Origin of the sequence: Frateuria sp. GZRe12, assembly GCF_051900535.1 — a bacterium.
Lineage (GTDB): Bacteria > Pseudomonadota > Gammaproteobacteria > Xanthomonadales > Rhodanobacteraceae > Frateuria_A.
In genome coordinates this window covers 237,460-264,064 of record NZ_JBHZGI010000002.1, presented here as the reverse complement: position 1 = coordinate 264,064, position 26,605 = coordinate 237,460, and the positions used below count along the sequence as shown (strand labels likewise).

The following is a 26,605-nucleotide window of genomic DNA, read 5'->3' as shown; positions in this document are numbered from 1 at the left end:
GCGGATCAGGAACGCAGGCCCACGCCGCGCTTGAGCAGCTGCAGTGCCACGATCGAAAGCGCCGCCACGAAGCCCAGCATGACCACGAACGCCACGCCGATGTTCACGTCGCTGATCCCCAGCACGCCGAAGCGGAACGCGTTGACCATGTACAGGATCGGGTTGGCGCGCGAGATCGCCTGCCACGGCTCGCCCAGCATGTTGACCGAATAGAACACGCCACCGAGATAGGTCAGCGGCGTAAGCACGAAGGTCGGTACCAGCGCGATGTCGTCGAACTTCTTGGCGTAGACCGCGTTGACGAAACCGGCCAGCGAGAAGATCGTCGCGCCCAGCAGCACCGAGAAGAACGTGATCAGCGGGTGCGCCACCTGCAGCGAGGTGAAGAACAGCGCGATCAGCAGCACCAGCACGCCGACCACCAACCCGCGCGTCACCGCGCCGGTGACGTAGCCGAGCAGGATCACCCAGTTGGGCATCGGCGAGACGAGCATCTCTTCCACCGCGCGGCTGAACTTGGCGCCGAAGAACGAACTGGAGATGTTGCCGTAACTGTTGGTGATGATGCTCATCATCACCAGCCCGGGCACGATGTACTGCATGTAGCTGTAGCCGCCCTGGATGGTGCCGATGCGGCTGCCGATCAGCTTGCCGAAGATGACGAAGTACAGCGTCATCGTGATCGCCGGCGGGATCAGCGTCTGCGTCCAGATGCGCATGATGCGCACGATCTCGCGGCGCACGATGGTGTGCAGGGCGACGAGGTTGGTGGCGGTATTGCTCATGCTTGGGCCTTTGGCTTCGCCGGGGATGGCAGGCGTGGATGCGGGGGGAATCGTGGGCGGCGGGGTCATGTGGGGATCTGCGTGCGCTCGGTCGTGCGGATGACCCTCACGCGGCCTTGTCCCGCCCGCCCTCGACCAGCCTGACGAACAACTCCTCCAGCCGGTTGGTCTTGTTGCGCATCGACTTGACCGTGATGCCACGCCCGGACAGCGCCGAGAACACCGAGTTGAGGTCGTGCTCGCGCGCCATCTCCACTTCGAGCGTGTAGTCGTCCACGCGGCGCAAGATGACTCCCGGCATGACCGGCAGTTCGGCCGGTGCGGCGACCACGTCGAGTACGAATGTCTCCACGTCCAGCGTCGCCAGGAGCCGCTTCATCGTGGTGTTCTCCACGATCGTGCCGTGGTCGATGATCGCGATGTTGCGGCACAGCTGTTCGGCTTCCTCCAGGTAGTGCGTGGTGAGGATCACCGTGGTGCCCGCCGCGTTGATGCCGCTGACGAACTGCCACATGGAGCGGCGGATCTCGATGTCCACGCCGGCGGTCGGCTCGTCCAGGATCAGCAGGCGCGGCTCGTTCATCATCGCGCGGGCGATCATCAGGCGCCGCTTCATGCCGCCGGAGAGCATGCGCGCCTGGTGCTGCGCCTTGTCCCACAGGCGCAACTCCTTGAGGTACTTCTCTGCGCGCTGCGCCGCGATCTTGCGCGGGATGCCGTAGAAGCCGGCCTCGTTCACGCAGATGTCGAACGGCTTCTCGAACTGGTTGAAGTTGATCTCCTGCGGCACCAGGCCGATCAGCTTCATCGCCTCGTTGCGCTGCTGGTTGACCGACACGCCGAAGATGCGCGCATCGCCGCCGGTGGAGTTGACCAGCGAGGAAAGAATGCCGATCAGGGTCGACTTGCCAGCGCCGTTGGGACCGAGCAGCGCGAAGAAATCGCCCTGCTGCACGGTCAGCGAGATGCCCTTGAGGGCTTCGACGCCGTTGCCGTAGGTCTTGCGCAGGTTGTCGACGACGAGTGCGGGAACAGATGACATGGGCTGCACCGTGGGGGCCAGCCCTTTATTATACGGGGTCGTTTACCTGCACCCCGCTCACGCCGGGCGTGCCTACCGCTCCGGAATCCCATGGCCGACCACTTCACCCTCCGCCTCGTCGACAGCTTCATGCTCGCGCCCAGCGTGCGCCACCTGGTGTTCGAGCGCGCCGACGGCCAGCCGCTGGCCTTCCAGCCCGGGCAGTTCCTGCAGGTGCACTTCCATTACGAGGACGGCACGGCGACCAAGCGCAGCTATTCGGTGGCGACCGTGGGCGACGGCAGTTCGCCGACCATACGCATCGAAATCGCGGTGAGCTACGTGGAGGGCGGCGCGGCCACCAAGCTCCTGGGCAACCTGCAGCCGGGCGAGACCATCGAGGCCAGCGGCCCCTACGGCCGGTTCTGCCTGAATCCGGGCGACACCCACCCGCGCTACCTGCTGCTGGCCACCGGTACCGGCGTCACGCCCTACCGCGCCATGCTGCCGCAGATCCGCCAGCTGCTCGCCAGGGGCGACCGCGAGGTGGTGCTGCTCTACGGCGCCCGCAACGAGACCGAACTGCTCTACGGCGAGGAATTCGAGGCCTTCGCGAGGGAAAACCCCGGTTTCACTTTCCACGGCTGCCTGAGCCGCCAACCCCGCACCGAGCCGCGCCCGCACGACCGCAGCGGCCACGTACAGAGCGTCCTGGCCGAGCTGGCGCCGCACGCCGACCGCGACATCGCCTACCTGTGCGGCAACCCCAACATGGTCGATGCCGCCTTCACCGCATTGAAGGAATACGGCCTCCCGGTGGCGCAGATCCGCCGCGAGAAGTACATCTCGTCGCGCTGACGTGGGCAGGCTCAAGCCCGCCGGCACCCGGCCCGCCCGGACCGGCGGGCCCGCATCCCGCGCGGCCTGCCAGCGTCGGCCTTGCATGCCTTCTTCAAGTTTGTTGACCTCGCGTCGATAAGTAACCCGCCAGCGCAGGCGCCCTGCTCACCACCCGTCCGCTAAACCTTCCCCCGGACCCGGACCCGTCAAAAATGTGACGGCGTTCGCGCTTTCGGAGGGAAGTCCGTCGCGTGCCATCAAGGCCACCGTTCCTCCGCCGAAAGCACTTTCAGGCACGCGTCCGTCCGTGCCGCGAGGGAAGGCTCATGCGCGGTTCGCATCGTTGGTTGATTGGCTCGATCCTGGTGCTGGCCTCGTCCGGCGCGTGGGCAGGCGGCGGGCGGATCGATTTCTCCGGAGCCGTACTGGAGCCGACGTGCCCCACCGCCGGGCTGGTCAACGAGACCGCCTCCCACGCCGGGATGCCCACCTCGCAGCGCCTGGCTTGCCGCATGACGACGGTGGATGCGGGCCCTACCTATTCCAGCGACGTGCACGATCTGGCCGCGCTCGACCTCGCGCGCGACCGGCTGCTTGGCTATTTCGCCAGCTACGCCAGGTCCGCGGACGGTGGGGACGCCGCCAAGGTCGTGGTGCGCACCTACGACTGAGCGAGCCGTCGAAGCCTACGCCTTCCTGGCCCCGTGCCCCGGAATGAAGCCGGGCGGACCTACTGGTACGAAAGGGTGAACGTCGCCGTGGCGCCGAGCGACCCTGCGCCGACCGTGGCTCCGGTCTGGTAGTAGCGGGCGACATAGTTCACGTTGAGCGCGCCGTTGGGCGTTGCCCCGATGACCGCGGGAACGCCGAAACTCACGGGCGTCACGCCGGAGGAATCCAGAAGTTGCACACCGATGCCGTTGGTGCTCCCGCTCGAGGGCGCGATGACACCCGGCTTGCCCGCCACCGGCGTGGTGGTGTCCAGCGTGATCCGCACGGTTGCGCCGCCGGAGCAGGTCAGTGCGATCTGGAACGGCGTGGCGCCGGTCACCGATCCGACCCCGCTGAACGCCTGGTTGGTTACCGTGGGCAGCGTCACGTTGATCACGCTGGCATTGGCGGTACAGGCAGGGGCCGTGAAGGTCAGCTGGTTAGCCAGGGTGATCACGGCGTCGAAAATGTAGTTGCCCGGTGTGCCTGCCTTGAAGCTCGCCAGTTGGCCCTGAAGCGAGCTGCCGTCTGCGATCGGGCCGGTCTTGACGAGTTCGAGCGTCACGGCGTCCGCTTCGTACCAGGAACCGTTGCCCAGATCGAAAAACGGATAGGGGTAGATGTAGTTCCCGCTCTGGATGACCCGGTAGCTGACGCCCGTGGTCCCGATAGGGAAAAGCTTCTCCGTGGTCGGCGGCGTGGTCCCGGCGTCGTTCACCAGCCCCCAGCCGTTGTTGCCGCTGTTGTTGCAGGTGAAATTCACCCGCTGGTTGATGGCCGTGGGCGAGGACGTATACAACACGCTGCCCTGCGGGATGGCCGGATCGTTGACGATGGTCGACGGCACGGCGACCGAGTAGGTGCCCTGCGAGTTGCGCGCATTGAACGAACACTTGGACCAGGCTCGGCCTGGGACGGTCGCCAGCAACAGCACGACCAGCAGCAGCGCTACGCGCCGGTAGCCGCGTGCCACTGCCATGGAAAGGTCGTGTTTTGCGCTGCGCATGGTGATCAGGTGCTCTTGGAATCGGGTGCCGCGACGGCAGGTGGCATGCTGCAGACAGCGCTCTGTTCGGCATACGGGGAGGCGCCTGCACCGGCCGGAGCGGCAGGGACGCGGTAGGAGAAGCCGCAGCGGCGCTCGTGGCCTGCATCCTGCCATCGCACGCTTGTGCGGCCGGTGTCGCGGCTGACCCGCATCATGACGCGGCCGGCCTGGCCGACGACGCCGATGACCTGGCCCTTCTCGTCTTCCACCTGCGCACCGAAAGGCAGGGTACGGCCGTCCGCCAGGCGTGCCCTGACCAGCATGAATCGGCCGGTATCGGCCTTGAACTTGACCATCACCACGGCGCCGGCGCGTGGTGCGACCTGGGCGCTCGTGTTGTCCAGCTGTACGTCGAGCGACAGGCCGGCCGGATCCAGGGTCACCGTGTTGAGCACGTAGGGCGTGAGGTAAGGCACCAGCGCGTAGCCGTGCCGGTCCACCCGAAGGCCGGCGGCATTGCCGACGCGTGCCCCTGCGGCACCGGGGGCCTCGACGATGGCCACGGTATCGCCCAGCGGCTGGCCGAAGGTGACGCCGCCGGGATGGACCACGATGCCGCCGGCGACGCTCAGCGAGGATTGCGAATAGCCGCTGCCCACGCCGATGCCGCCGTTGAGCTGCACGTGCGTGCCGTGGTAGCCGCCATTGATGCTTCCCGTGCTGCCGGAGAGAACCGTGTTGTCGTGAGCGGCAGTGGCGCCGTAGCTGAACTGGTCATCGCGGCCGGCGGTGCCGCTGACGGTGGCCTGTTCCTGCATGCCGCCCCCGCTGTCGCGGGTCAATGCGCCGGTGAGGATCGGCGCATGCGTGCTGTCGCCCAGGGGGAGCGTCAGGGAGACCGTATAGCGGTTCTCGCTGCGGCCCAGCAGGTCGCGCTCGCGACTGGCCGAGACGTTGTACGTCATCGGCCCGATCGAATTGTTGTAGCCCAGCTGGAATTGCGTGTCGGTGCCCCGCCGGTTCCAGTAGTCGCGCACCGAGCCATTGACGTAGAGCGAACCGCCGCGCGTTCCCAATTGCTGGTTGAGCGTGACACTGAAGTTGCTGCGTTGACGGTCAACGCCAATGGGCGCCACCGCATCGACGAAACCGCCGCCCACCAGCGCAGCCTGCTGTTCCGGCGTCAGCAGATCGCTCGGCGGCGCGCCGGCGTTCGTCGTGGTCGAGGGATACCCCGATGCGAAGACCGGCAGCCCGCGGCGCGCATAGTCGCGCGCCCGGGCGGCGTCGCCCAGGGCAAGGAAACCGCCGGTCGAGTAACGGTAGGCGGCCACGGTGAGCGCGGTGCCTGTCTGCGCCATGATCTTGCTGTAGCTCAAACGCACGCTCTGGCCCGACATGGTGTCCATGCCCGGGATGCGCGTGCGTGCACCCGTCACGTCCATGGCGAACGCGCCGTAGTGGGTGTTCAATGCGCCGCCCAGCAAGGCGGCGGCATAGCCCTGCGATCCTGCCACGCCGGCGTAGCCGGTGAGCAGATTGCTGAAGCCATGCTGCAGCGTGGCCTGCAACACGTTCGCATCGTCCTGGATCGAGCGGTCGCGAAGTTCGCCCGCCACCACGCTGAAGCGGGTCACTCCAGGACGGAGCAATTGCGGCACCGAGGCGTAAGGCACCGAGAAGGCATGCACGCGCCCATTCGCTTCGGCCACCGTGACCTGCAGGTCGCCGCCGTATCCGGTCGAATAGAGATCGTTGATGACGAACGGGCCCGGCGACACGGTGGTTTCGTAGATCACCATGCCGTTCTGGCGCACCGTCACCTTGGCATTGCTGCCGGCCACACCGCGGACGGTAGGTGCATAGCCGCGCAGCGACTGCGGCAGCATGCGATCGTCGGTAGCGACCTGGATGCCGCGCACGCCGAGGCTGTCGAATATCTCGCCGCTGGTCCACGAGTCGCCTACGGTCAGCTGCGCCTGGATGGCCGGGAGATCGCGCTGTGCGTAGGTGGCGGTGTTCTGCCAGTGGCGAGTGGCGCGTGCATCGCCGACCGCCGACTGCCAGGTGAGCGCGGAATCCTGCCGCAGGTGCCACCGCCCGAGATTGATCCCTGCATTCAAGCCGAGGTAGGCGGAAGTCTGTGCCAGACCCTGACTGGTGGTGCGATAGCTGTTGAAGTTGTAGTTGAGCAGCCCCGCGGTGACGCCCGAATCCCAGTACGCCGGGTCGACATAGCCACGCGCCATCTGGCCCAGGAAAGCCTGCGGCACGGTGGCGTCCAGGCGCAGATCGGCCATGTCCAGGCTCATGCTGGCGCCCGGGATGATCTGGCCGAAGTCGACGCAGGCGGTCCCGCTGGCGAGGTCGGCCGTGGCCCGGGCCGAAAGATCCGCCGGATGCAGGCCCAGCATGTCGAGCAGCCCACGCGTCACGCAGGGGGTCGCGCTGGCGTCCGGCGATGCCGCCGCGAAGCGCACGTCGCTGCGACCTATCAGGCGATCGTTGAGGTAGACGTCGACGCGATAGTCGCCCGGGGGGATGAAGTCGCCGCGCTCGAAGCGCGAAAGATCCGTGGTGTTCTGCCCGGCGCCCGAAAGCATGCTGCGGTCGAAGCTGGCATCGACGGCGTCCGCGTCGGCACCCGCACCGGACCCCGCGGTGACCGCCGCGATGGCCTTCCCGCCCCAACTGCACAGGAGCATGCCGATCAGCGCGGGCAGTAGATGGCGGCGCGCCACCAGCCCGCGCGACGCTGTCGCCCCGGCGCTGGCGCGCGCTTGCTTCACTGCCCGATGGTGCCTTTGTAGGAGGTGGCCGCACCGAAGTCGTTGATCACGGTGTAGTCGACCACGGTTCCGGCGGTCGGTGGCCGCGCGAGATCCTTGATCGGCAGGCGAAGCGTCGCCTGCGGATCGACCATGCCACCCGCGGCGGCATAGCTGGTACCGCCGACGCTCAGCGACAGCTTGCTGAAGGTGATGTGGTAGGGCGAGGCATTATGGGCGGTCAATGCATACCCGTTGCCGTCCGGGACAACTGTCCAGGTGACTTGCTGGGCTGCGGTCGGCAGATCGCCGGGCAGGTTGGCCGGCCGGAAGAAGAGCTTAAGCCGTGAGCGCACCGCGAACTGCAGCGTGTTCTGTTCCTCGCCCGTTTTGGAACCCGGCTTGGGCGGGATTTCCAACACGTTGAGCCAGAACAGCGACTCGCGATCCGCCGGCAGTTGCTGGCCGGTATAGACGATGCGCAGGCTCTGCCCCTTGCCTGCGTTCATCCGCACCAGGGGCGGCGTGACCAGGAAAGGCACGTTGGCCGTGTCCGGCGTGGAGGCGGGGTCACCGCTGTCGATCCAGGCCTCGATCAAGGCTGGCTGGTCGCCTTCGTTGCTGAGGCGGACGGTGACCTCTCCGCTTGCTGCAGGGAATACGACGCGCGTACCGGCGATCACGACGCTGGCGTCGGCCGCACCGGTGATTGTGGAAAGCGCAATCAGGGCTGCGCCAAGCGCGCGAAGCGGGGTTTTCATCGAGGTATTCCGTACGAAACCGGCGTGCCGCGCTGACCGGCGGGGCCGCGGCAGCCGGGTGGAGGCTGCCGCGCGCGGAGTTCCGCTTTACAGGTAAGTGAGCGTGAAGCTGACCGACGAGGTCACCAGGCCCGCGGTGGTCGCTGCGTTGGTCGCGATGTACTGCGCCTTGAGCGAAGCCGTGCCCGCGCCCGTGGAGCTGTCGATGGCGATGACCGGGGCGTTGGCCTGGGTGTTGGTGTTGATGACCGCGTCCGAGCTCGCCGCGTTGAGCAGCTGGACCTGCACGTTCGAGCCGCTGGCGGCGGTGTTCTTGAGGTTGCCCGTGGTGGTGTCGATGCCGCTGCCCGAGAACTGCATCGTGGCGCTGGTGGCGTTGGTATCGCAGCCGGTCAACGCAACGGCGAAGGTGGTGGCGCCGGCCACGGAACCCACCGCGGTGAAGGCCGTCTTCATCACCGAAGGCAGGGTGACGGTGCTTCCGCCGTTCACGGCGATCGTGCAGGTGTCCGCGAGCACCTTGCCCGAGATGTTGATGGTGCCGGTGGCAGCCTGGGCGGACGGGGCGAAGCCGGCGGCGGCCAGAACGGCGACCAGCGCGGTAGAGAGAAGACGCTTGGACATGCTGATTCCTCTAAATGATTGATGCGGCTGACTAATGTGTTCCGGTGCGGTGCAGGCCCGGCGAGACTTCCCGGTTGCCCCCGTGGCGCGACCAGCAAGCGCTGGCCTGCCTGGCTGTGACGCAGTTCGCAAATCCTGTGCCAACTGGCGCACACGAGCGCCAAGTTGTTGGCAGCAAAGGCCTGTCGCGAACGAGTGTCGGTTTTTTGCCGTGTGCGGCTATCGGCTGCCGGTGGACTCCCCAGTCCCGGATTTGCCCCTGTGCGTCACATGCTTCACATTGTGATCACAGTCACATTTTGGGCACTCAAGGCACGCAAGGCAAGGCCGATATGCGGGTCGTGTAAAGGGTGCTTGACACCCTCGACGGCGCCGCCTAGGCTATCTGTCAAGTTTGCTTGACAGGCCGCCGGGGTGGCGCGCCGTCGGCAGGGGAGCCAGTCATGCCGCGTTTCAACGAAACCCGTTACCGCAGCCAGCTGTCGGTCGCGATGGTCGCCTACATGGCCGCCATGCTGCTGGTCTGGCCGCTGAGCCGAACCGCCGCCAGCGTGCCGCTGAAGGTGGTGCTGGCGGTGGTGCCGGTACTGCCGATGCTGTTCGTGATCGGCCTCATGGCGCGGCGGATTCGGGCCAGCGACGAGTTCGAGCAGCGCGTGCACCTGGTGGCGTTGGGTGCCTCCACGGCATTGCTCGGCGCGCTCAGCCTGGTCGGCGGGTTCCTGGCGGCGGCCGGGGTGGTGAGGCTGGACGGCAGCATCCTGATCTGGGTGTTCCCGGTAACCATGATCGGCTATGGCATCGCCCGCAGCTGGCTGCTGGTGCGCCACTACGGCGAGAGCGTCAGTTGCGAGGGGAGCTCGCCCGGTCGGCAGTTGCTGCTGCTGGCCGTGCTGGGGCTGATGGTGCTGGGCGTCGCCTGGTGGCGCGGGCGGCTGGACGATTTCCAGGCTGGCTTGCTGGTAGGACTGGTGCCGGGCGTGCTTCTGGTGCTGGCCGTGCTGGTTTGGCGTCGGTTGCGCCACCGATCGCGGGGTGAGTAAGGCCATGGCCATGCGCGCGGTGCACAAGCGCTATCTGGTGCGGTTCCTGCCTGCGATGGCCGGATATTGCGTACTGATCGGCCTGTTCGGGTGGCTGGTGCCACTTACCCACAGCATGACCCTGCGAACGCTTCTGGCATTGCTGCCGATGCTGCCGGTGATGATCGCCATGCGCGCGATCGCGCTGGTCATCCGCGAGCAGGACGAGCTGGAGCGCCAGCTCGATCTGCAGGCGCTGGCTGCGGCGGCCGTGCTGACTTCGTGCGGGTTCCTGAGCTTCGGGCTGTTGCTCAGCGCCGGCGTGCTGCAAGGCGTGCCGGCTGCGCTGGTCGCCCTGCTGGTGCTGCCGTGCTTCTTCTGGATCTTCGGGTTGGCCAAGTTGGTGCTGGTGGTGAGGCTGCGCCGCCGATGAAGAACCAGGTGCGCGACCTGCGCGGCGGGCAGGGATGGTCGCAGGCGGACCTGGCCGAGCGGCTGGACGTGTCGCGCCAGACCGTCAATGCCATCGAGACCGGCAAATACGACCCCAGCCTGCCGCTGGCCTTCAAGATCGCGCGTCTTTTCGGGCGACCGATCGAGAACATCTTTGAACCGGATTGACGGGACTGGACGTACGACGATGGAGAAGCACACCCGCAATTACCTGCTCGCCGTGCGCCTGCCTCTGGCCGTGCTGCTGGCGGCGATCGCGCTGTACGCCGTGTCGGTGCGCCACCTGGGCCCGGCCGGGCGCGCCATCGCGCTGGCGGCGCTGATGGCTTGCTACGTCTGGGCCGGCTGGACCGAGTTCCAACAGATCCGCCGCATGGACGAAATGCGCCGGCGGCTGGAAATGGAGGCGATGGTGCTGGCTTTCATCGCCAACAGCGGTGTGATCCTTCTGTTGTATTTCGTGCGCGCCTCGAAGCTGGTCGACGTGCCGTTCGTGGTGGCACCGCTGGCGTTGTGGAGCTGCTACCTGCTGGCGCACCTGTGGGCCCGGCTGCGCTACCGCTACTGGTCGCTGTAGGGGGGGGCGCGTGAAACATCGCACCGCCGTCATCGTCGCCGCGCTCGTGCTGCTGGTCTGCGCGCGGATGCCTGCCTGGTCGGAAGCGGCCGCGCGGGAGTTGCCGGCCGTGCGCGCATCCATGCCGACGGCATCGGTAAGCGCGTCAATCAAGCTGGACACCGAATGGGAGCTTGCGTCGGATCTGCGACGCCGGCTGGAAATGGTCTGTGGGACGGGAAGGGAGTTGAGGACATGGCATTGAAAGCGCGCACGGTGCTGCGCATCGTGGTGATCGCCGGCGGGCTTGGCCTGCTGGCGTGGAAACAGTTCCACCCGCACGCAGCGGCGAATGAGCGGGCCGACGCGGTCGCCGAGACCGCACCGGCCACGTCGCGGGCCGCGGTCAAGCCGCGTACGTGGAAGCTGGGTCGGCTGACCCTCACCGCCTGCGAACTGGGCCGCCCCGACAGCGGCCTGACCACGGCCGCCTGGTGCGCGCCGTTCGAGGTGCCGGAGAACCGCGACGATCCGGGCAGCCGCAAGATCAAGCTGAATCTGGCGGTGATCCGTTCCGGCGCGCAGGTGCCGGCCAAAGACATGCTGGTGTTCCTCGCCGGCGGCCCTGGCCAGGCGGCCACCGAGACCTGGCCGATGATCGCGTCGGCATTCGAGCCGCTGCTGGCGCACCGCGACGTGCTGCTGATCGACCAGCGCGGCACCGGCCAGTCCAACCCGCTGGACTGCAAGGCGGCCGACAAGGACGACAAGGCCGGCGCGGTCGCCGGTTTCGACGCCAACCGCCTGCGCGCCCAGGTCGTGACCTGCCTGAAGGAAGTACAGGCCAAAGCCGACCCGCGCTTCTACACCACCACCGCCGCGGTAGCCGACCTGGAGGACGCCCGCCAGGCGCTGGGCGCGCCGGAGTTCGACCTGGTTGGCGTGTCCTACGGCACGCGCGTGGCGCAGCAGTACGCCATGCACCACCCGGACGCCGTGCGCAGCATCCTGCTCGACGGCGTGGTGCCCAACCAGCTGGTGCTGGGCGAGGACTTCGCACGCAACCTGGAGGATGCGCTCAAGGCACAGTTCGCCCGCTGCACCTCCGAGCCTTCGTGCAAGGCACGCTTCGGCGATTCGTACCAGACGCTCTACCAGCTGCGCGATGCGCTGCGCGCCAATCCGCACAAGGTCAGCTTCCGCGATCCGCAGAACTACCAGACGGTCGAGCGCACGCTGAGCGATGACGCATTGGCCAGCGTGGTGCGCCTGTTCGCCTATTCGCCGGTCACCACCGCGCTGCTGCCGTTGTCGATCGACGCCGCCGCGCACGGCGACGTCGGTCCGTTGCTGGGCCAGGCCAAGCTGATCAGCGGCGATATGGCCGACAGCATGAACGGTGGCATGCAGTCCTCGGTGATCTGCAGTGAGGACGCCGACCTGCTCCAGCCGCGCCCGCAGGACGCCGACACGATCCTGGGCACGCGCATGATCGACACGTTGCAGGCGGTCTGCTCGGTTTGGCCGCACGGCATGCGCCCGACCGATTTCCACCAGCCGCTGAAGACCGCGATCCCCACGCTGCTGCTGTCGGGCCAGTTCGATCCGGTGACGCCGCCGCGCTACGGCGAGGAGGTGCTCAAGGGCCTCTCCAATGGTCGCCACCTGGTACTCAATGGCCAGGGCCATAACGTGATCGCCGCCGGCTGCATGCCCACGCTAGTGAAGAGTTTCGTCGAGAAGCTCGATCCGAAGAAGCTCGATGCGAGCTGCCTGGATCGCCTGCAACCGACCCCGCTGTTCATCGACTTCAACGGAGCGACCCCATGATCGAGGTCAAGGACCTGCACAAGGCGTTCGGCGCGGTGAAAGCCGTCGACGGCGTCAGCTTCACCGCCCGCGACGGCGAGATTACCGGTCTGCTCGGCCCCAACGGCGCCGGCAAGACCACCACGCTGCGCATGCTCTACACGCTGATGAAACCCGACCGCGGCCAGGTGCTGGTCGACGGCGTGGACGCGGCCACCGACGCGCTGGCCGTGCGCCGCCATCTGGGTGTACTGCCCGATGCGCGCGGCCTGTACAAGCGCCTGACTGCGCGCGAGAACATCGACTACTTCGCGCACTTGCAGGGCTTGCCGGACGACGAGGTGCGCAGCCGGCGCGAGGCGCTGATCGAGGCGCTGGACATGGCCGACATCGCCGACCGCCGCACCGAGGGCTTCTCGCAGGGCCAGCGGGTAAAGACCGCGATCGCGCGCGCGCTGGTGCACGACCCGCGCAACGTGATCCTGGACGAACCGACCAACGGCCTGGACGTGATGGCCACCCGTGCGCTGCGCCAGTTCATGTTGAAGCTCAAGGCCGAAGGCCGTTGCGTGCTGTTCTCCAGCCACATCATGCAGGAGGTCGCCGCGCTGTGTGACCGCATCGTGGTGATCGCGCACGGCCGCGTAGTCGCCGACGAGACGCCCGACGCGCTGCGCGCGCAGACCGGCGAGGCGAACCTGGAAGAAGCCTTCGTGAAACTGATCGGCACCGATGAGGGACTGGCCGCATGAACAAGATGGAGACCCACCCGCTGCGCCGCAGCCGCGCGTTCGTCACGGTATTCCTGAAGGAAGTACGCGAGAACCTGCGCGACCGGCGCACGCTCACCAGCGCGTTCCTGACTGGCCCGCTGCTGACGCCGCTGCTGTTCGTGATGCTGATCAGCTTCTCCGTCAACCGCGAACTGGACAAGGCCGAGCAGCCGCTCAAGGTGCCGGTGATCGGCGCGCAGTACGCACCCAACCTGGTCGGTGCGCTCAAGGCCGGCGGCGTGCTGCCGCAACCGGCGCTGGCCAACCCCGAACAGGCCGTGCGCGACCAGCAGGCCGACCTGGTGTTGCGCATCTCGCCGGACTACGCCAAAGCCTGGCGCAAGGGCGAGCCAGTGCAGGTGGAGGTGATCTACGACTCCTCCCAGCGCGACGCCAGCACGCCGGTCGAGCGCGTGACCAAACTGGTGGAAGGCTATTCCCGCCAGCAGGGGGCGATGCGGCTGGTGGCGCGCGGCCTCTCGCCGGCGCTGGCCTCGCCAGTGCTCGTGGCCAAGCGTGACCAGGCCACCGCGCAGTCGCGCGCGGTGCTGATGTTCAACATGCTGCCGTACCTGTTCGTGCTGACCATCTTCATCGGCGGCATGTACCTGGCGATCGACCTCACCGCCGGCGAGCGCGAGCGGCAATCGCTGGAACCGCTGTTCGCCAACCCGGTGCCGCGCTGGAAGGTGTTCCTCGGCAAGCTGGCGGCGATCTGCGCGTTCTCCTCCGCGAGCCTGGTGATCTGCCTGGTCGCATTTTCGGTCGTCGGCCGCTTCATTCCGACCGACAAGCTCGGCATGGAAGTCCATCTGGGCCTGGCCTTCGCCCTGCACGTGCTGCTGCTGCAGTTGCCGCTGATCGTGCTGCTGGGCGCGCTGCAGTCGCTGGTGGCCGCCTTCGCCAAGAGCTACCGCGAGGCGCAGACCTACCTGTCGCTGCTGATGATGGTGCCGATCCTGCCGAGCATCTTCCTGATGGTGATGCCGCTCAAGCCGCAGGACTGGATGTACGCCGTGCCACTGCTCGGCCAGCACCTGGGCATCATCGACCTGGTGCGCGGCGACGGCGTCGGCGCCATGCCGCTGGCGCTGTGCCTGGCCGGCACCTCGCTGGCCGCGCTGATCGCCGCGCTGGTGACCATGCAGCTCTATCGCTCCGAGCGGCTGGCGATCTCGGGCTGACGCGCGAGGCTCCCGCATCTGGCTCCCTCTCCCCGGCGGGGAGAGGGAGCTCGGTCATGGCGACGCGACGCTGCTCGCCGCCGCTGGCAGCGGTTGCACCGGCGTCCTGTCCTCGGGGCGGCGCACCAGCTTGCCCTGTTTGAACAGCTCGGCGGCAACCTGGTAGTACGCGGTCGCGTCGTCGCTGTCCTCCGGGTTGCGCGGATGCGCCGGCGCCGCGTCACCGGTTTCGAAATCGGGGCGGAACTGTTCGATCTTCTTCTGCGGCTCCAGGATCGTCAGCAACCCCTGGCGCAGGTAGCCGAGCTTCTCGTAGGTGGCCGGGAACGCCCGCTCGCGCCCGGGCGGCAACTGGAAGATGTCGTAGCCGAAGAAGCGGCTGCGGTAGCTGAAGTGCAGGAGCCCGAGCAGCGTCGGCGCGATGTCGATCTGGCTCATGAAGCGGTCCACCCGTCGCGGCGCGATGTGCCCGGGCGCGTAGATCCACAGCGGGATGTGATAGCGGTTCACCGGCAGGCTGGTCTTGCCGGCGCTGGACGAATCGTGGTCGGCGGTGATCACGAATACGGTGTCGTCGAAATAGGCTCGCTTGCGCGCGCGCTCGATGAAATCGGCGATCGACCAGTCGGTGTAGGCCACCGCGCCTTCGCGCGTGCCGTTGCGCTCCTTCACGCGACCGGCCGGGAAGGTGAACGGGCGATGGTTGGAGGTGGTCATGACGTGCAGGAAGAACGGCTTGCCCTGCCCATGGATCTTGTCCATCTCGCCCAGCGCCAGCGTGTACAGGTCCTCGTCGGCAACGCCCCAGACGTTCTCGCTGTGGATGACCGCGTCCTTGGGGATGTCCTTGCGGTCCACCGGAATGTATCCGTTGTGGCCGAAGAAGTAGTTCATGTTGTCGAAGTAGCCGTAGCCGCCGTAGAGGAACTCCGACACGTAGCCGCGATCGTTGAAGATGCCGGCCAGCGAGAACAGGTTCTCGTTGTGGTGCATCTTGAGCACCGAATCGCCCGGCGTCGGGGGGATCGACAGCGACAGTGCCTCCAGCCCGCGCACCGTGCGCGTGCCGTTGGCGTAGACGTTGTCGAAGAACAGGCTGTTGCCGGCCAGCGCGTCCAGGTGCGGGGTGATCTCGCCGTGGCTGGCGCCGAACGTCTTGAGGAAATCGGCCGACAGGCTTTCCACGCTGATCAGCACCACGTTCAGATGCTGCTCCGGGCCAGGGTTGCGGATCGCGCGGGTGAGGTCGTAGGGATCGTTGCTGACGTAGGTGGCGTCGGGCGTCTGTAGGCCCTTGCGCACGCGTTCGAACGCCGCCTGCTCGGGCAACGTGCGGTAGAAGCGCGAGTAGTCCAGGTGACTGCTGCGGAAGGCGTTGAAGAACTGGTAGATGCCGTTGCCGGCCAGTTCGTTGACGTAGGTGTTGTCGCTGCGATCCTTCATGGTGCCGTTGACCGCCAGCACCGAAACGATGGTGAGCACCAGCCAGACCAGCACCACCTTGCCGCGGCCCAGGAAGCGGCTGCCCGCGTCGACCGTGCGCAGCCAGCGACGGCCCAGCCAGACGATCGCGAGCGCCAGCAGGCCGATCAGGCTCATCCACAGGCCGATCGGATAGGACTCGCGGATGTTGCCGATCACCTCCGTGGTGTAGACCAGGTAATCGACCGCGATGAAATTGAAGCGCACGCCGAACTCGCCCCAGAAGACGAATTCCGAGGCGGCCACGAACAGCAGCCAGTACACCAGCAGCAACGCCAGCAGATAGAGCGCCCATTGTCCCGCGCGCGACACATACGTGCGCCGTGGCACCAGCCACAGGAACAGCAGCAGCGGCCAGGCCACGTAGAGCAGCGTGACCAGGTCGTAGCAGGCGCCGATGCCGAAGGCGTAAAGCCAGTACAAGGGATTGTGCGGGACGCCGGGGCCGGTCATCGCCAGCAGCACGATGCGGGTGATGGCACCGATCAACAGGTAAGTGACGCCGAGCCACCACAGCGGACGAAAGCGCTGGCGGAGCGGGCGGTCGGGCAGGGCGGTCAAGGACATGGCTTGTCGGGTCCGGAATGCAACGGGTCTTTATACAGCGTCGGGCTTGGCCGGCGCTTAGCAGGCCGCGGGCTCGCGAGAGTCCCGGCGTATTCTTCCCTCCGGGGCGAGGGTTGGAGTCAGGGGCTGGGTTCGCCCGAGCCGCCATGACGCGACGGTTCCTTTTGCCGAAAGCAAGAGTACGTGGGGCTTCATCCACACTACTCCGCAAGCCTTGACCCCTCACTCCAGTCCTCTCCCGGGAGGGAGAGAGAGCTCAACCTGCGGCGGGCTTGGGAATGGTAGCGATCGCCCCTACGCGTGCCCTCTCCATCGCTTCGCCGATCGCCGGACCGGTGAGGCCGCGCTCCACAAATTCACTCGAGCCCACGGCGCCCGCCGCCTCCCGCGCCGCGCGCAGGAATTCCGCTTGTGGGTACGCCGCTTCCGCCCGCCCCAGTCGCCCGCGCTTGTCCGCCTCGCAGACGGTGAGGAACGCCTCCAGCCGCTGCGGCCGGCGCAGGGCGTCGAGCTTGGTCAGCAGCCGCAGCACCGTGGCCGGTTTCAGCTCCAGCGCGCGATGCGCATTGAGGTGCTCGCGGCAGGCCAGTTCGGCCAGTGCGGCGTGTTCGGTCGGCACCTTCAGTCGCGCGGCCAGCGCGCGCAGCGGCGCCACGCCGCTGTGTTCGTGGCCAATGTGGCTGGGCAGAACGTCCGCTGGCGTGCATGCCTTGCCGAGGTCGTGGCATAGCGCGCAGAACCCGACCAGGTCGTCACCGGGCGCCAGGCGCGCGGCCATGTCCAGCACCAGTTCGAGGTGCACGCCGGTATCGATCTCGGGGTGGTATTCGGCCCGCTGCGGCACGCCATAGAGTGCATCGACTTCCGGAAACAGCACCGCCAGCGCGCCGGCTTCGCGGAGCACGCGCACGAACGCCGACGGTTGCGCTTCGGCCAGCGCGCGACGGGTTTCGGCCCACACGCGTTCGGGCACCAGGTGGTCGACCTCGCCGTCGGCGACCATCGCGCGCATCAGCGCCATGGTTTCTTCGGCCACGTGGAAACCCAGCGGCGCGAAGCGCGCGGCGAAACGCGCCACGCGGAGCAAGCGCACGGGATCCTCCACGAAGGCCGGCGAGACGTGCCGCAGCACGCGTTGCCCGATGTCGCGCTGGCCGTGGAAAGGATCGACCAGCGTGCCGTCCTCGCCCTGCGCGATGGCGTTGATGGTGAGGTCGCGCCGCGCCAGGTCCTCTTCCAGTGTCACGCCCGGATCGGCGTGGAAGGCGAAGCCGTGGTAGCCGTGTCCGGTCTTGCGCTCGGTGCGCGCCAGCGCGTATTCCTCGCCCGTGTCCGGGTGCAGGAATACCGGGAAATCCTTGCCTACCGGCTTGAAGCCCTGGGCCAGCATGTCGTCCGGCGTGGCGCCCACGACCACGTGGTCGTGATCGACGATCGGCCGTCCCAGCAGCCGATCGCGCACCGCGCCGCCGACCAGGTAGCGACGCATGTCAGTGCGTCACGCCGGCGGCGGCCTGGTCGGCCGATGCGGTCGCGGGGCACATCACGTCCTTGCGCGGCGTATGGACGTCCGGAAGGCTGTACGGCTGGCCGATCGCCGGCATCCGCGATGCCAGCGGCAACGCCTTGCCGGACAGGCGCCAGTCGTAGATCACGGCGAAGGCCATCACGCGGGCCACGTAGTCGCGGGTCTCATGGTACGGAATGGTCGCCACGAACAGGTCCGGCGGCAAACTGCCGCGCTCGACCAGCCACTGGTCGACCTTGTTCGGGCCGGCGTTGTAGGCGGCGCTGGCCAGCCACGGCGCGCCGTTGAAGCGCGCGGCCATCTGCGCCAGGTAGCGCGTGCCGAGCATGATGTTGACGGCCGGGTCGTACAGCGACTCACCGCCGCTCCAGGCCAGCCCGTTCTTCCTGGCGACCTGCGCCGCGGTGGCCGGCACGAGCTGCATCAGGCCGCGCGCGTCGGCGCCCGAGTGCGCGTCGCTCATCCAGGCACTCTCGGCGCGGGCAATTGCGTAGGCCCAGGACGGGTCGATGCCGGCCTGCTGCGCCTGCGGCACCACGCCGTCCTGGCTGGCCAGCGGGAAGCGTTGGTCGTAATAACGCAGGGCGTCGCCGCTGGAATAGGTGAACACGGCGCGGTCGTACCAGCCGCGTTCGTAGGCCAGCCGCGCGGCGACCCGCAGCGTGGTGGCATCGGCGTCGGCGAGCGCGCGCGACCACTCGCGCCGCGCCAGCTGCGGCAGGTCCACGGCGAACAGTTCGAAGGCCCGTTGCAGGCCGGGCCTGGCCAGCAGCTCCTGCTCGCGTTGCCCGTCATCGGGCGGATCGAGCGGGCAGATCGCGTATGCGTCCTGCACGCGATCGGCGGCGAGGAAGCCGTAGTAGGTCGGCTCCTGCGCCAGCTGCGCGTAAAGCGCGTTGGCCCGGGCGGCCTGACCGCTCGCGGCCAGCGCGCGGGCGCGGAAATAACGCCACTCGTCCTCGTCCTGCTGACCGGCGGGCATGGCGTCGATGGCGGCAAGCACGGCGGGCCAGTCCTGCCGCGCCAGCGCCACGCGGGCGCGCCATTCGCGGCTGGTGTCGGTCTGGGCGTCGGCGGGAAGGCTGGCCAGGCGGACCAGCGCGTGCTCGTCGAAGTCGGTGGCGTGGAACAGCGCCAGCGCGTAGAGCACGCCATCGCGCTGGGTGGGCGTGAAGCTGAAGCGCGGCGCGAGGCGCTGCCAGCCGGCATCGGCGGCGTCGGTGTCGCGGCGGGCCAGACGCTTGAGCGCCAGCGCGGCGGCCTGGCGGTGGCGCGGGGTGTCGGGCCAGTTCATCGCGTCGGCGACGGCGGCGGCCGGATCGCGGAGCGCTTGCGCCAGGCGCGCGGCCGCCTTGCCTTCGTCGCCCGACAGCCAGCCCGCCAGCGCGGCGACGGTACCGCCCTGGCCGGCATCGAGCGCGCGGTCGATGCGCGTCCACAGGCGCGCGTTGGTGAGCAGGCCGGCATCGTGCGCGGCGTCGAGCACCGGGTCGCAGGCGTTGGGCAGGCTGGGACGGTCCCACAGCGAGGCAAGGTCACTCTCGAAGTCGAGCGTGCCGCCCTGCGCCAGCTTCGCCTGCAGCGCATCGCAGGTGAGCGTGTCGCCGAGGCCGGGCTGGTACAGCGCCAGGAAATCGTCCCAGTGCTGCTGGCGCGCCTGGCTGCGCAACCACGCGCGGCGCAGGTCGGCGGCCGGCAGCAAGTCAGGGTGGCGATCGAGGAAGCCGGCGACGGTGGCGCGGTCGAGCGTGTCCACGTCGTGTTCCAGCGCCGCTTCCTCCAGATAGGGATAAAGCGGGTAGCCGGTCAGCCCCTTGGCCCAGCTGCGCCAGCCATCGCCACCCTGCTGCGCCACGGCCCAGGCCTGTTGGAAGGCGATGCGCTGCTCGGCCAGCGAGGGCGCGGCATGCACCGTCGCCGCGAGGAAGCACCAGGCGGCCAGGGTGAACAGGAGGTACGACAAGGGGCGCCGCGCGTGCGCGGCCGGGGAGGCGTTCGGGATCATCGTCGCAAGTGTAGTAAGGGCCGGTAAGCGCAGCGTTAATGGCATACGCCCGTGCCCTTCGGGACTGCTGCCGGTAAGCTCGCCGTTTTGGTTGGACCACGCAAGCCCATGGCCGTAGCTTCCGCGCCCCGCTCCCGCCCGCACTGGCCCGTGTGGGCCTCGCTCGTGCTGGCAACCCTGGCCGGCTTGATCGGCTGGTGGTGGATAGGGCGCCCGGTGGCGCTGCCGGATGCGCCGTCCTCGCGCATCGCCTGCGTGTCGTATGCGCCGTACCGCCGGCCGGGCGAGACGCCGTACGACCCGACCACCTTCATCAGCCCCGAACGCATCGACGCCGACCTGCGCGCGCTGTCGCAACGCTTCGACTGCGTGCGCACCTACTCGCAGGGCCAGGGCCTGGCAGCGGTGCCGTCGATCGCCCGGCGCTACGGCATGCAGGTACTGATGGGCATCTGGCTGGGCCGCGACCCGACCGCCAACGCGCAGGAAATCGCCAAGGGCATCGCCACGGCCAAAGAAAATGCCCAGGTGCTGCGCGGGGTCATCGTCGGCAACGAGGTGCTGCTGCGCGGCGAGCTTGCGCCGGAAACACTGGCCGGCTACGTGCGACAGGTGCGCGCGGCGATTCCGGCGTCGGTGCCGGTGACCTATGCCGACGTGTGGGAGTTCTGGTTGCGCTACCCGCGGGTGGCCGACGCGGTCGACTACCTGACCATCCACATCCTGCCCTATTGGGAAGACGAGCCGGTGCCGCCAGAGCATGCCGTGCGCCACGTCGCGCAGGTCTACGCGCAGATGCAGCGCGCGTTTCCCGGCAAACGGGTGATGATCGGCGAGACCGGCTGGCCCAGCGCGGGTCGCCCGCGCCGCGCGGCCCGCGCGACGCTGGTCAACGAGGCGCGCTACCTGCGCGAGTTCCTCGGCTACGCGGCGAAGGTGCACATGCCCTACAACGTGATCGAGGCGTTCGATCAGCCGTGGAAGCGCGCGCAGGAAGGCACCGTGGGCGGCTACTGGGGAATCTTCGACGTGGATGCGCGGCCGAAGTTTGCGATGACCGGGCCCGTGGTGGAGGAGCCGCGCTGGTGGTGGGGCTGGATCGCCGGGGCGCTCGGGGCCCTGCTGTTCGGGCTGGCCGGTGGATCTCGCTCGTGGCGAGGTGCCGGCGGCCTGGCGCTGGCCGGTTTCGCCAGTGGCACCGCGCTGGCCTGGCAGGGTCGGCAGATGGTCCACGCCTGCCGCGGCCTGCTCGAATGGGGCGTGTCCATCGCCGCCTGCGTGGCCGCGCTGGCGACGGTGCTGTGGCTCGCGCGCGGCCTGGCGCGTCGGCTGGCCGGCCGGGAGGCCGGCCCGTCAGCACCGGCCTGGCTGTCGCTGGGCTGGCTGTTCGCCTTGGCCTGGTACGACCTGCTGCTGGTGTTCGACGGCCGCTACCGCGACTTCCCGCTCGGCCTGTTCGTGCTGCCCTGCGCGGGCTACGCGCTCGCTGCCTGGCTCGATCCGCGGCCGGCGCGCCCGTCGCTTGAGCATTGCCTGCTGGCCGGGCTGCTGCCGGCGCTCGGAACGCTGGTGGTGGTGCAGGAGGTCGGACTGAACCTCACGGCCTGGCTATGGCTGGGGCTGAACCTTGCGCTCGCCATTCCCGTAGTGGCTGCGTGGGGGCAGCGCATCCGCCTGCGCCCGCAGCAGCCGTAGCGCGCCTACCAGCAGTGCGAACGCGCCGGCCTCGAAGCAATACAGCACCAGCGCGGCCACGCCCAGCGCGGCCGCCAGCCACGCGGCCAGCGGGTGGCGCCAGAACAGCGCGATGAAGGCGGCGGTGAGCGCCGCATAGCCGTAGGTGTAGCCCAGGAAACCGAGCACGGCCCACTCCCGCCAGGCGCACCAGCCGGGACCACCGCCGGCGGTGCAAAGGTGGGCCACCGCCGGCGGCTCGATCACGCCGTAGCGCAATGCCGAGGCGGCGAGCGCCACCAGCGCGAGGGTGAACCAGGGCAGGACCAGGCGCAGCGTACGGGTCATCGGCGCAACCGGTGGGCGCGTGGCGCCAGTGGGGCGGGAAGGCGGATTTCCGCCGCCAGCGGCAGGTGATCGGAGAACGCCTGGGGCAGCGCCCACACGCGTTCCAGCGTGAGCGACTCGGACAGCAGGATGTGGTCCAGCGCCCGCCGCGGCTTCCAGCTCGGGAAGGTAGGCGTAGGCTGCTCGGGCGGCTGCAGGCTGCAGCGCGCGAACAGGTGGCGCATCTCGGCGCTGTGCGCCTCGGTGTTGAGGTCGCCCATCAGCACCACGTTGGGATAGCCGTGCAGCACCTCGGCGATGAAGGCGAGCTGGCGCGCGCGCGCCTGCGCCGACAGCGAGAGGTGGGCGATCATCACGGTCAGTGCCTGCGCCTCGTCGCCGTAGCGCACCAGCAGGGCGCCGCGGCCGGGAATGCGGCTGGGCAGCGGGTAGTCGAAGACGCTGTGCGGCTCCATCCGGCTGATCAGGCCGTTGGCCGAATGCGCCAGCCGCGCCATCGGTCGGTTCGGCTGGTGGCTCCAGAACGGCAGGCCGGAGGCCTCGGCCAGGTAGCGGGTCTGGTTGAGAAAGCCCGAGCGCAGGCTGCCGGCGTCGGCTTCCTGCAGGCCGATCACGTCGAATTGCGGCAGCACCTCGGCCAGGCGGTCGAGGTTGTCCAGTTTGCTGCGGCCGGGCAACACCGCATTGATGCTGCGGGTCACGTACTCGTGATAGCGCTGCACGCTGGCACCGGCCAGGATGTTGCAACTGAGCAGCCGCAGGCGGCGCTCGGCGGGAGCCTTGTCAGGGGAAGCTTTTGCGGCGCTGGTCATTGAGGGCAATAGGCAGGCGGGACGGGGCGGCGGTCGTTGCTGGCGCTCGCCCCCGGGGTGAAGCGCGCCGAAGTCGGGGAACCCCGCGACTGCGGTGCGGACGCTCAGGGCGAGCGGTCCCGACGAGGATCGCCTGTCGTGCGTGAACGCGAAGCGCGCCGCGTCACTTGCCGGCCAGCTCGCGGTCGACCAGCCAGCGGGTGAGCGCGACCAGTTCGTCCAGCGTCTTCACCTGCGCGCTGCGGTACTTGCCGTCCACCACGATGGTTGGCGTGCCGTCGATCTGCCACTTCTGCAGCAGGTCGAAGTCCTTCTTCATCTGCGCGGTCGCCGCGTCGGAGTTGGCGATCCGCAGGAATTTCGCGCGGTCCACGCCCTGGCGCGCGTAGAAATCGGCCAGCTCGTCCAGGGTGGCGATCGGGTAGTGGTCCTCGAACTTGGCCTTGAACAGGGCCAGATGGGTGCGATCGACCACGCCCAGTTGCTTTGCCGCGTAATAGGCACGGGCGTAGGGCATCCAGGCATCGTTGAACGGCGCCGGCAGCAGCTTGAATACCACGCCCTCGGGCAGCGACTTGCGCAGTTCCTCGGCGGACGGCGCGAAGTGCGCGCAATGGACGCAGCCGTAGGAGAACACCTCGACCACTTCGACCTTGCCCTCGGGGCTCAGCCGCTGGTGCGGCCCCGGCAGCGTCACGTACTGCTCGCCCTCGGTGAACGGCGCCGGGGTCTCCGGCGAGGCACTGCAGGCGGTGGCCAGCAGCAGGCCGCCGAGCAGGGTCAGCAGGCGCAGGCGGGCGAGGTGCTTGATCATGGAGTACTCCCTGGAACCGGATGCATGAAGAGCGAACGTGTTTCGCGAGCCAGCCATTGAACCACCACTTCGTCATCCGCGGCGACGTGCTCGCCGAGGCGCACGAATCCGCAAGCCTGGACCGTGCGTTCGGACGCAATGTTCCCCGGCAGGATTTCCGCAAGGACGCCCTGCGCGCCCTGGGCGAAAGCGCGCGCCACCAACAGCCTGACGGCAGCCGTGGCGATCCCCTGGCCACGCTGCGCGGGCGCTACGCCGTAGAAGATGCCGGCGCGACCGTCCACCGGCTCCCCCTTGAAACCGCAGCCGCCCACGATGGTGCCGTCCGACGCTCTTGCCACGGCGAAGACCTCGCACCATGGCTGCGCGTGGCCGGCGTCGCGGCGTGCCAGCGCCCGGGACGCGACCCTGGCCGGTGGCAAGGCGCCGGCCAGGGCGCGTGCGGCCAGCCCGGGCGGGATGCCGCCGTGAGCAAGCTCGCGCAGGTGCTCGCGCGACAGTGCTTCGAGAGCGACCCGCACGGAGGTGGCGGGCAGGGCCGTTTACTTCCCGGCCGCTTCCTTCGCCACCAGCCACTTGGCCAGCTCGATGGTCTGCGGGTAGCCGCCGGCATTGCCGACATCGAAGCGGTACTTGCCGTTGACGATCACGGTCGGCGTGCCGGTGACGCCGTAGGCCTTGATCAGGTCGTCGGCGCGCTTCATCTGCGTGTTGATGCTGAAGGAGTTGGCGACCGCGACGAATTCCTTCGGATCGGCGCCGCACTTGGCATAGACCTTGGCGGCGTCGGCGATGGTCGGCAGCGCGTCATGCGGCTTGAGGCCGTTGCCGGCCTGGTTCATGGCGGACAGCTCGCCGCTCTTCCACACCGCGTCGTACATCGCGTCGTTGCACTTGTCGGCCACGCCGAGCGCCTTGGCGGTGAAGTAGGCGCGCTGCAGCATCGGCCAGTTCTCCTGCGGGATGAACGAAGCCGGCAGGTAGGCCATCACGGCGTTCGACGGCAGGCTGGCGGCGAGTTGGCCAACCACCGGATGGAACTGGTTGCAGGCCGGGCAGCCGTAGGAGAACACCTCGGTCACCTCGATCCTGTCGGTGGAGGTGGCCTTGGGCTGGGCCGGCTCGATGCGGAAGTAGTTCTTGCCCTCGACCCACTTGCCGTTGTCGACGAACGGCTCGGCCGGCGGCGCAGCCGGCGTCGGCGTGGTGGTAGCGGTGCCGGCGCTGGCCGGCGCGCTGGCGGCGGGAGCCGGGGTGGCGCTGGTGCCGCTTGCGGCCGGCGCGACAGGGGCAGCCGGCGCGGTGGCCGTCGTGCTGCTCGGGGACGCGGGCGCGTTGCCGGTGTCGCTGTCATGGCTGCAGGCGGCGAGGGCGAGCAGGGCGGCACACAGGATCGGCAGGCGCTTGAGCATGGGAACCTCGGGGCGTGGGATGGGGATGCACGAAGCATCCCAAGGCTGGAAACCGACACGCCGGCATGGGGGCCGGCGTGTGGTTCGATCAGGGCGTGGCCGGCTTGTTCGGGCCCGCTGCGTCGTTCACGTGCAGGCCTTCGACGTAGCTCGACAACGCGGCGATGTCCTTGTCGTCCAGCTTCCGGGCGATCGCCGGCATGATCTTGGCCTGCGCATCTTCGCCCCAGGTGGTGCCGTCGCGCCAGGACTTGAGGGTCTTCTCGATGTACTGCGCGTGCTGGCTGGTCAGCTGCGGATACGCCGCGCCCGGATTGCCGCGGCCGTCGATGCTGTGGCACGCCATGCAGGCGGGGATGCCGCGCTCGACATCGCCCTGCCGGAACAGCGTCTCGCCCTGCTGGACCAGCGCGGCGTCGGCCACGCCCGGCAGCGACTGCTTGGTGGCGAAGTACGCGCCCAGGTCGTGCATGTCCTGCTCGGACAGCGGCGCGGCCATGCCCATCATGATGGGGTTCTGGCGCTGGCCCGCCTTGAAGTGGGTCAGCTGGCGGACGATGTAGGCCTCGTGCTGGCCGGCCAGCTTCGGGTATTGCGCGTCGCTGGAGTTGCCATCCATGCCGTGGCAGGCGCCGCAGGCGGCGGCCTTGCCCTGGCCGGCGGTGGCATCACCGGGCTTGGCCACGGCGGCGACTTCGACCGGTGCGGCCGGCTGCGCGGCGGAAGCGGCGGCGCCCGGCGTGGCGGCGGCCTGCTGGCCGTTGGCCGCCGGCGCGCTAGTCGCGGGCTTGGCGTCCTGCGCCACGACCACGCTGGCGGACAGCGCGAACACCAGGGCGATCATGCCGCCGAGGGCAGCGGGCCGGAAACCGGCGGACCGAAAACTCATACACTTGTCTCCCGAAAGACGGCTTGAGATCCGCCGCGGACCGCTGCCAACATGGCTTGCGGCAGGCAGAAACCGCCGAATTATCCCCGCCCCACAGCATCCGGGTCAAACCGTTCCCATGCCCAATCCGCTCAACGGCGCGCAGTTCGTGCTGGCCGCCCATCGCATCAGCCAGTTGCCCGCCGACCAGGGCGCCGAAGTGGCGTTCGCCGGACGCTCCAACGCCGGCAAGTCCAGCGCACTCAATGCGCTGACCGGGCACAAGGGGTTGGCGCGCACCTCCAAGACGCCCGGGCGCACGCAGCAAATGGTCGCCTTCTCGCTGCCACCGCTCGCGCAGGGCGAGGGCGAGCCGCCGCTGGAGGCACGCCTGATCGACCTCCCCGGCTATGGCTACGCCAAGGTGCCCGAAGAACTGCGCGAGCACTGGAAGCTGGAGATCGACGCCTACCTGCATCGCCGGCGCAGCCTGCGCGGCGTGGTGCTGATCGCCGACATCCGCCATCCGCTGAAGGAATTCGACCGGATGATGCTCGATTTCTGTTTCGAGACGAACCTGCCCTGTCACTTGCTGCTGACCAAGGCGGACAAGCTCTCGCGCAACCAGGCGATGCAGTCGCTGGCGGCGGTGCGCAAGGGATTCGCCGATGGGGTACAGGCCAGCGCGCAGGTGTTTTCCTCCGCCGACGGCACCGGCGTGGAGCCGGCGCGCGAGGCGGTGCTGGCGCTGCTGCGCACGCCGCGCGGCGAGTCCTGAGGACACGCCTCCTCCTGCAGGA

General features: G+C 68.5%; 27 protein-coding genes. 12 read left to right on the top strand and 15 right to left on the bottom strand.

What is annotated here, in order from left to right:
* Positions 1–5 precede the first annotated feature (5 nt).
* Positions 6–785 carry an ABC transporter permease gene (locus ACFWZ4_RS06940; RefSeq protein WP_439704000.1) on the bottom strand — a complete coding sequence of 260 codons (780 nt, stop codon included), beginning with the start codon at positions 783–785 and terminating at the stop codon, positions 6–8.
* Between the two features lie 106 nt (positions 786–891).
* On the bottom strand, positions 892–1,827 hold the full coding sequence (locus ACFWZ4_RS06935; protein WP_439703999.1) for an ATP-binding cassette domain-containing protein: 936 nt from the start codon (positions 1,825–1,827) through the stop codon (positions 892–894).
* A gap of 90 nt (positions 1,828–1,917) precedes the next feature.
* Here ACFWZ4_RS06935 and ACFWZ4_RS06930 point away from each other — a divergent pair, with 90 nt between their 5' ends.
* Both ACFWZ4_RS06930 and ACFWZ4_RS06925 read left to right on the top strand, forming a co-directional pair.
* Positions 1,918–2,664 carry a ferredoxin--NADP reductase gene (locus ACFWZ4_RS06930; RefSeq protein WP_439703998.1) on the top strand — a complete coding sequence of 249 codons (747 nt, stop codon included), beginning with the start codon at positions 1,918–1,920 and terminating at the stop codon, positions 2,662–2,664.
* Positions 2,665–2,972: 308 nt separating this feature from the next.
* Positions 2,973–3,317: a hypothetical protein gene (locus ACFWZ4_RS06925; protein ID WP_439703997.1), complete on the top strand. Its 345-nt coding sequence runs from the start codon at positions 2,973–2,975 to the stop codon at positions 3,315–3,317.
* A 59-nt stretch (positions 3,318–3,376) separates the two neighbouring features.
* On the opposite strand, the gene ACFWZ4_RS06920 is transcribed toward ACFWZ4_RS06925, so the two are convergent.
* The 4 genes from ACFWZ4_RS06920 to ACFWZ4_RS06905 form a co-directional block, all read right to left on the bottom strand.
* The gene (locus tag ACFWZ4_RS06920; protein WP_439703996.1) at positions 3,377–4,336 is read right to left on the bottom strand and encodes a fimbrial protein; all 960 of its coding nucleotides are present in this window, start codon (positions 4,334–4,336) and stop codon (positions 3,377–3,379) included.
* Positions 4,337–4,368: 32 nt separating this feature from the next.
* Positions 4,369–7,134: a fimbria/pilus outer membrane usher protein gene (locus tag ACFWZ4_RS06915; protein ID WP_439703995.1), complete on the bottom strand. Its 2,766-nt coding sequence runs from the start codon at positions 7,132–7,134 to the stop codon at positions 4,369–4,371.
* Positions 7,131–7,874 carry a fimbrial biogenesis chaperone gene (locus ACFWZ4_RS06910; RefSeq protein WP_439703994.1) on the bottom strand — a complete coding sequence of 248 codons (744 nt, stop codon included), beginning with the start codon at positions 7,872–7,874 and terminating at the stop codon, positions 7,131–7,133. The genes ACFWZ4_RS06915 and ACFWZ4_RS06910 overlap by 4 nt, the downstream gene beginning before the upstream one ends.
* A gap of 87 nt (positions 7,875–7,961) precedes the next feature.
* Entirely contained in the window at positions 7,962–8,498 is a 537-nt protein-coding gene (locus ACFWZ4_RS06905; protein ID WP_439703993.1) for a fimbrial protein, read from the bottom strand.
* 443 nt (positions 8,499–8,941) lie between these two features.
* On the opposite strand from ACFWZ4_RS06905, the gene ACFWZ4_RS06900 reads away from it, so the two are divergent.
* From ACFWZ4_RS06900 to ACFWZ4_RS06865, 8 genes are read left to right on the top strand one after another with little or no spacing between them, the layout of a single operon-like run.
* Positions 8,942–9,541 carry a hypothetical protein gene (locus ACFWZ4_RS06900; protein WP_439703992.1) on the top strand — a complete coding sequence of 200 codons (600 nt, stop codon included), beginning with the start codon at positions 8,942–8,944 and terminating at the stop codon, positions 9,539–9,541.
* Entirely contained in the window at positions 9,534–9,953 is a 420-nt protein-coding gene (locus ACFWZ4_RS06895; RefSeq protein ID WP_439703991.1) for a hypothetical protein, read from the top strand. Before ACFWZ4_RS06900 ends, ACFWZ4_RS06895 begins: the two co-directional genes overlap by 8 nt.
* Positions 9,950–10,141: a helix-turn-helix transcriptional regulator gene (locus ACFWZ4_RS06890; RefSeq protein ID WP_231323027.1), complete on the top strand. Its 192-nt coding sequence runs from the start codon at positions 9,950–9,952 to the stop codon at positions 10,139–10,141. The genes ACFWZ4_RS06895 and ACFWZ4_RS06890 overlap by 4 nt, the downstream gene beginning before the upstream one ends.
* A 19-nt stretch (positions 10,142–10,160) precedes the next feature.
* Positions 10,161–10,550: a hypothetical protein gene (locus ACFWZ4_RS06885; protein WP_439703990.1), complete on the top strand. Its 390-nt coding sequence runs from the start codon at positions 10,161–10,163 to the stop codon at positions 10,548–10,550.
* Between the two features lie 10 nt (positions 10,551–10,560).
* Positions 10,561–10,794: a hypothetical protein gene (locus ACFWZ4_RS06880; protein WP_439703989.1), complete on the top strand. Its 234-nt coding sequence runs from the start codon at positions 10,561–10,563 to the stop codon at positions 10,792–10,794.
* Positions 10,785–12,359: an alpha/beta hydrolase gene (locus ACFWZ4_RS06875; protein WP_439703988.1), complete on the top strand. Its 1,575-nt coding sequence runs from the start codon at positions 10,785–10,787 to the stop codon at positions 12,357–12,359. Before ACFWZ4_RS06880 ends, ACFWZ4_RS06875 begins: the two co-directional genes overlap by 10 nt.
* The gene (locus tag ACFWZ4_RS06870) at positions 12,356–13,090 is read left to right on the top strand and encodes an ABC transporter ATP-binding protein (protein ID WP_439703987.1); all 735 of its coding nucleotides are present in this window, start codon (positions 12,356–12,358) and stop codon (positions 13,088–13,090) included. Before ACFWZ4_RS06875 ends, ACFWZ4_RS06870 begins: the two co-directional genes overlap by 4 nt.
* Positions 13,087–14,295 carry an ABC transporter permease gene (locus ACFWZ4_RS06865; RefSeq protein ID WP_439703986.1) on the top strand — a complete coding sequence of 403 codons (1,209 nt, stop codon included), beginning with the start codon at positions 13,087–13,089 and terminating at the stop codon, positions 14,293–14,295. The genes ACFWZ4_RS06870 and ACFWZ4_RS06865 overlap by 4 nt, the downstream gene beginning before the upstream one ends.
* 54 nt (positions 14,296–14,349) lie before the next feature.
* Here the strand turns inward: ACFWZ4_RS06865 and ACFWZ4_RS06860 are convergent, their stop codons facing one another.
* The 3 genes from ACFWZ4_RS06860 to ACFWZ4_RS06850 form a co-directional block, all read right to left on the bottom strand.
* Positions 14,350–16,344, bottom strand: coding sequence for an LTA synthase family protein (locus ACFWZ4_RS06860; RefSeq protein WP_439703985.1), 1,995 nt, complete (start codon positions 16,342–16,344; stop codon positions 14,350–14,352).
* Between the two features lie 256 nt (positions 16,345–16,600).
* On the bottom strand, positions 16,601–17,833 hold the full coding sequence (locus tag ACFWZ4_RS06855) for a multifunctional CCA addition/repair protein (RefSeq protein ID WP_439703984.1): 1,233 nt from the start codon (positions 17,831–17,833) through the stop codon (positions 16,601–16,603).
* 1 nt (position 17,834) lies between these two features.
* Positions 17,835–19,877, bottom strand: coding sequence for a transglycosylase SLT domain-containing protein (locus ACFWZ4_RS06850; protein WP_439703983.1), 2,043 nt, complete (start codon positions 19,875–19,877; stop codon positions 17,835–17,837).
* A 108-nt stretch (positions 19,878–19,985) separates the two neighbouring features.
* Between ACFWZ4_RS06850 and ACFWZ4_RS06845 the strand changes: the two genes are divergently transcribed.
* Positions 19,986–21,572 (top strand): glycoside hydrolase family 17, encoded by a 1,587-nt coding sequence (locus tag ACFWZ4_RS06845; RefSeq protein ID WP_439703982.1) that lies wholly within the window; start codon positions 19,986–19,988, stop codon positions 21,570–21,572.
* Here the strand turns inward: ACFWZ4_RS06845 and ACFWZ4_RS06840 are convergent.
* The 6 genes from ACFWZ4_RS06840 to ACFWZ4_RS06815 form a co-directional block, all read right to left on the bottom strand.
* On the bottom strand, positions 21,486–21,899 hold the full coding sequence (locus ACFWZ4_RS06840; protein WP_439703981.1) for a hypothetical protein: 414 nt from the start codon (positions 21,897–21,899) through the stop codon (positions 21,486–21,488). The genes ACFWZ4_RS06845 and ACFWZ4_RS06840 overlap by 87 nt on opposite strands.
* Entirely contained in the window at positions 21,896–22,711 is an 816-nt protein-coding gene (locus tag ACFWZ4_RS06835) for an endonuclease/exonuclease/phosphatase family protein (RefSeq protein WP_439703980.1), read from the bottom strand. The genes ACFWZ4_RS06840 and ACFWZ4_RS06835 overlap by 4 nt, the downstream gene beginning before the upstream one ends.
* A 163-nt stretch (positions 22,712–22,874) precedes the next feature.
* Complete coding sequence (locus tag ACFWZ4_RS06830) at positions 22,875–23,525, bottom strand: thiol:disulfide interchange protein DsbA/DsbL (RefSeq protein WP_439703979.1); 651 nt, start codon at positions 23,523–23,525, stop codon at positions 22,875–22,877.
* Complete coding sequence (locus ACFWZ4_RS06825; protein WP_439703978.1) at positions 23,522–24,046, bottom strand: GNAT family N-acetyltransferase; 525 nt, start codon at positions 24,044–24,046, stop codon at positions 23,522–23,524. Before ACFWZ4_RS06825 ends, ACFWZ4_RS06830 begins: the two co-directional genes overlap by 4 nt.
* A 21-nt stretch (positions 24,047–24,067) precedes the next feature.
* A complete protein-coding gene (locus ACFWZ4_RS06820; RefSeq protein ID WP_439703977.1) occupies positions 24,068–24,937 on the bottom strand; it encodes a thiol:disulfide interchange protein DsbA/DsbL in 870 nt (289 codons plus the stop codon).
* Positions 24,938–25,025: 88 nt separating this feature from the next.
* Positions 25,026–25,826 carry a c-type cytochrome gene (locus ACFWZ4_RS06815; protein WP_439703976.1) on the bottom strand — a complete coding sequence of 267 codons (801 nt, stop codon included), beginning with the start codon at positions 25,824–25,826 and terminating at the stop codon, positions 25,026–25,028.
* Positions 25,827–25,944: 118 nt separating this feature from the next.
* On the opposite strand from ACFWZ4_RS06815, the gene yihA reads away from it, so the two are divergent.
* Positions 25,945–26,583, top strand: coding sequence for a ribosome biogenesis GTP-binding protein YihA/YsxC (gene yihA, locus ACFWZ4_RS06810; RefSeq protein ID WP_439703975.1), 639 nt, complete (start codon positions 25,945–25,947; stop codon positions 26,581–26,583).
* Positions 26,584–26,605 lie beyond the last annotated feature (22 nt).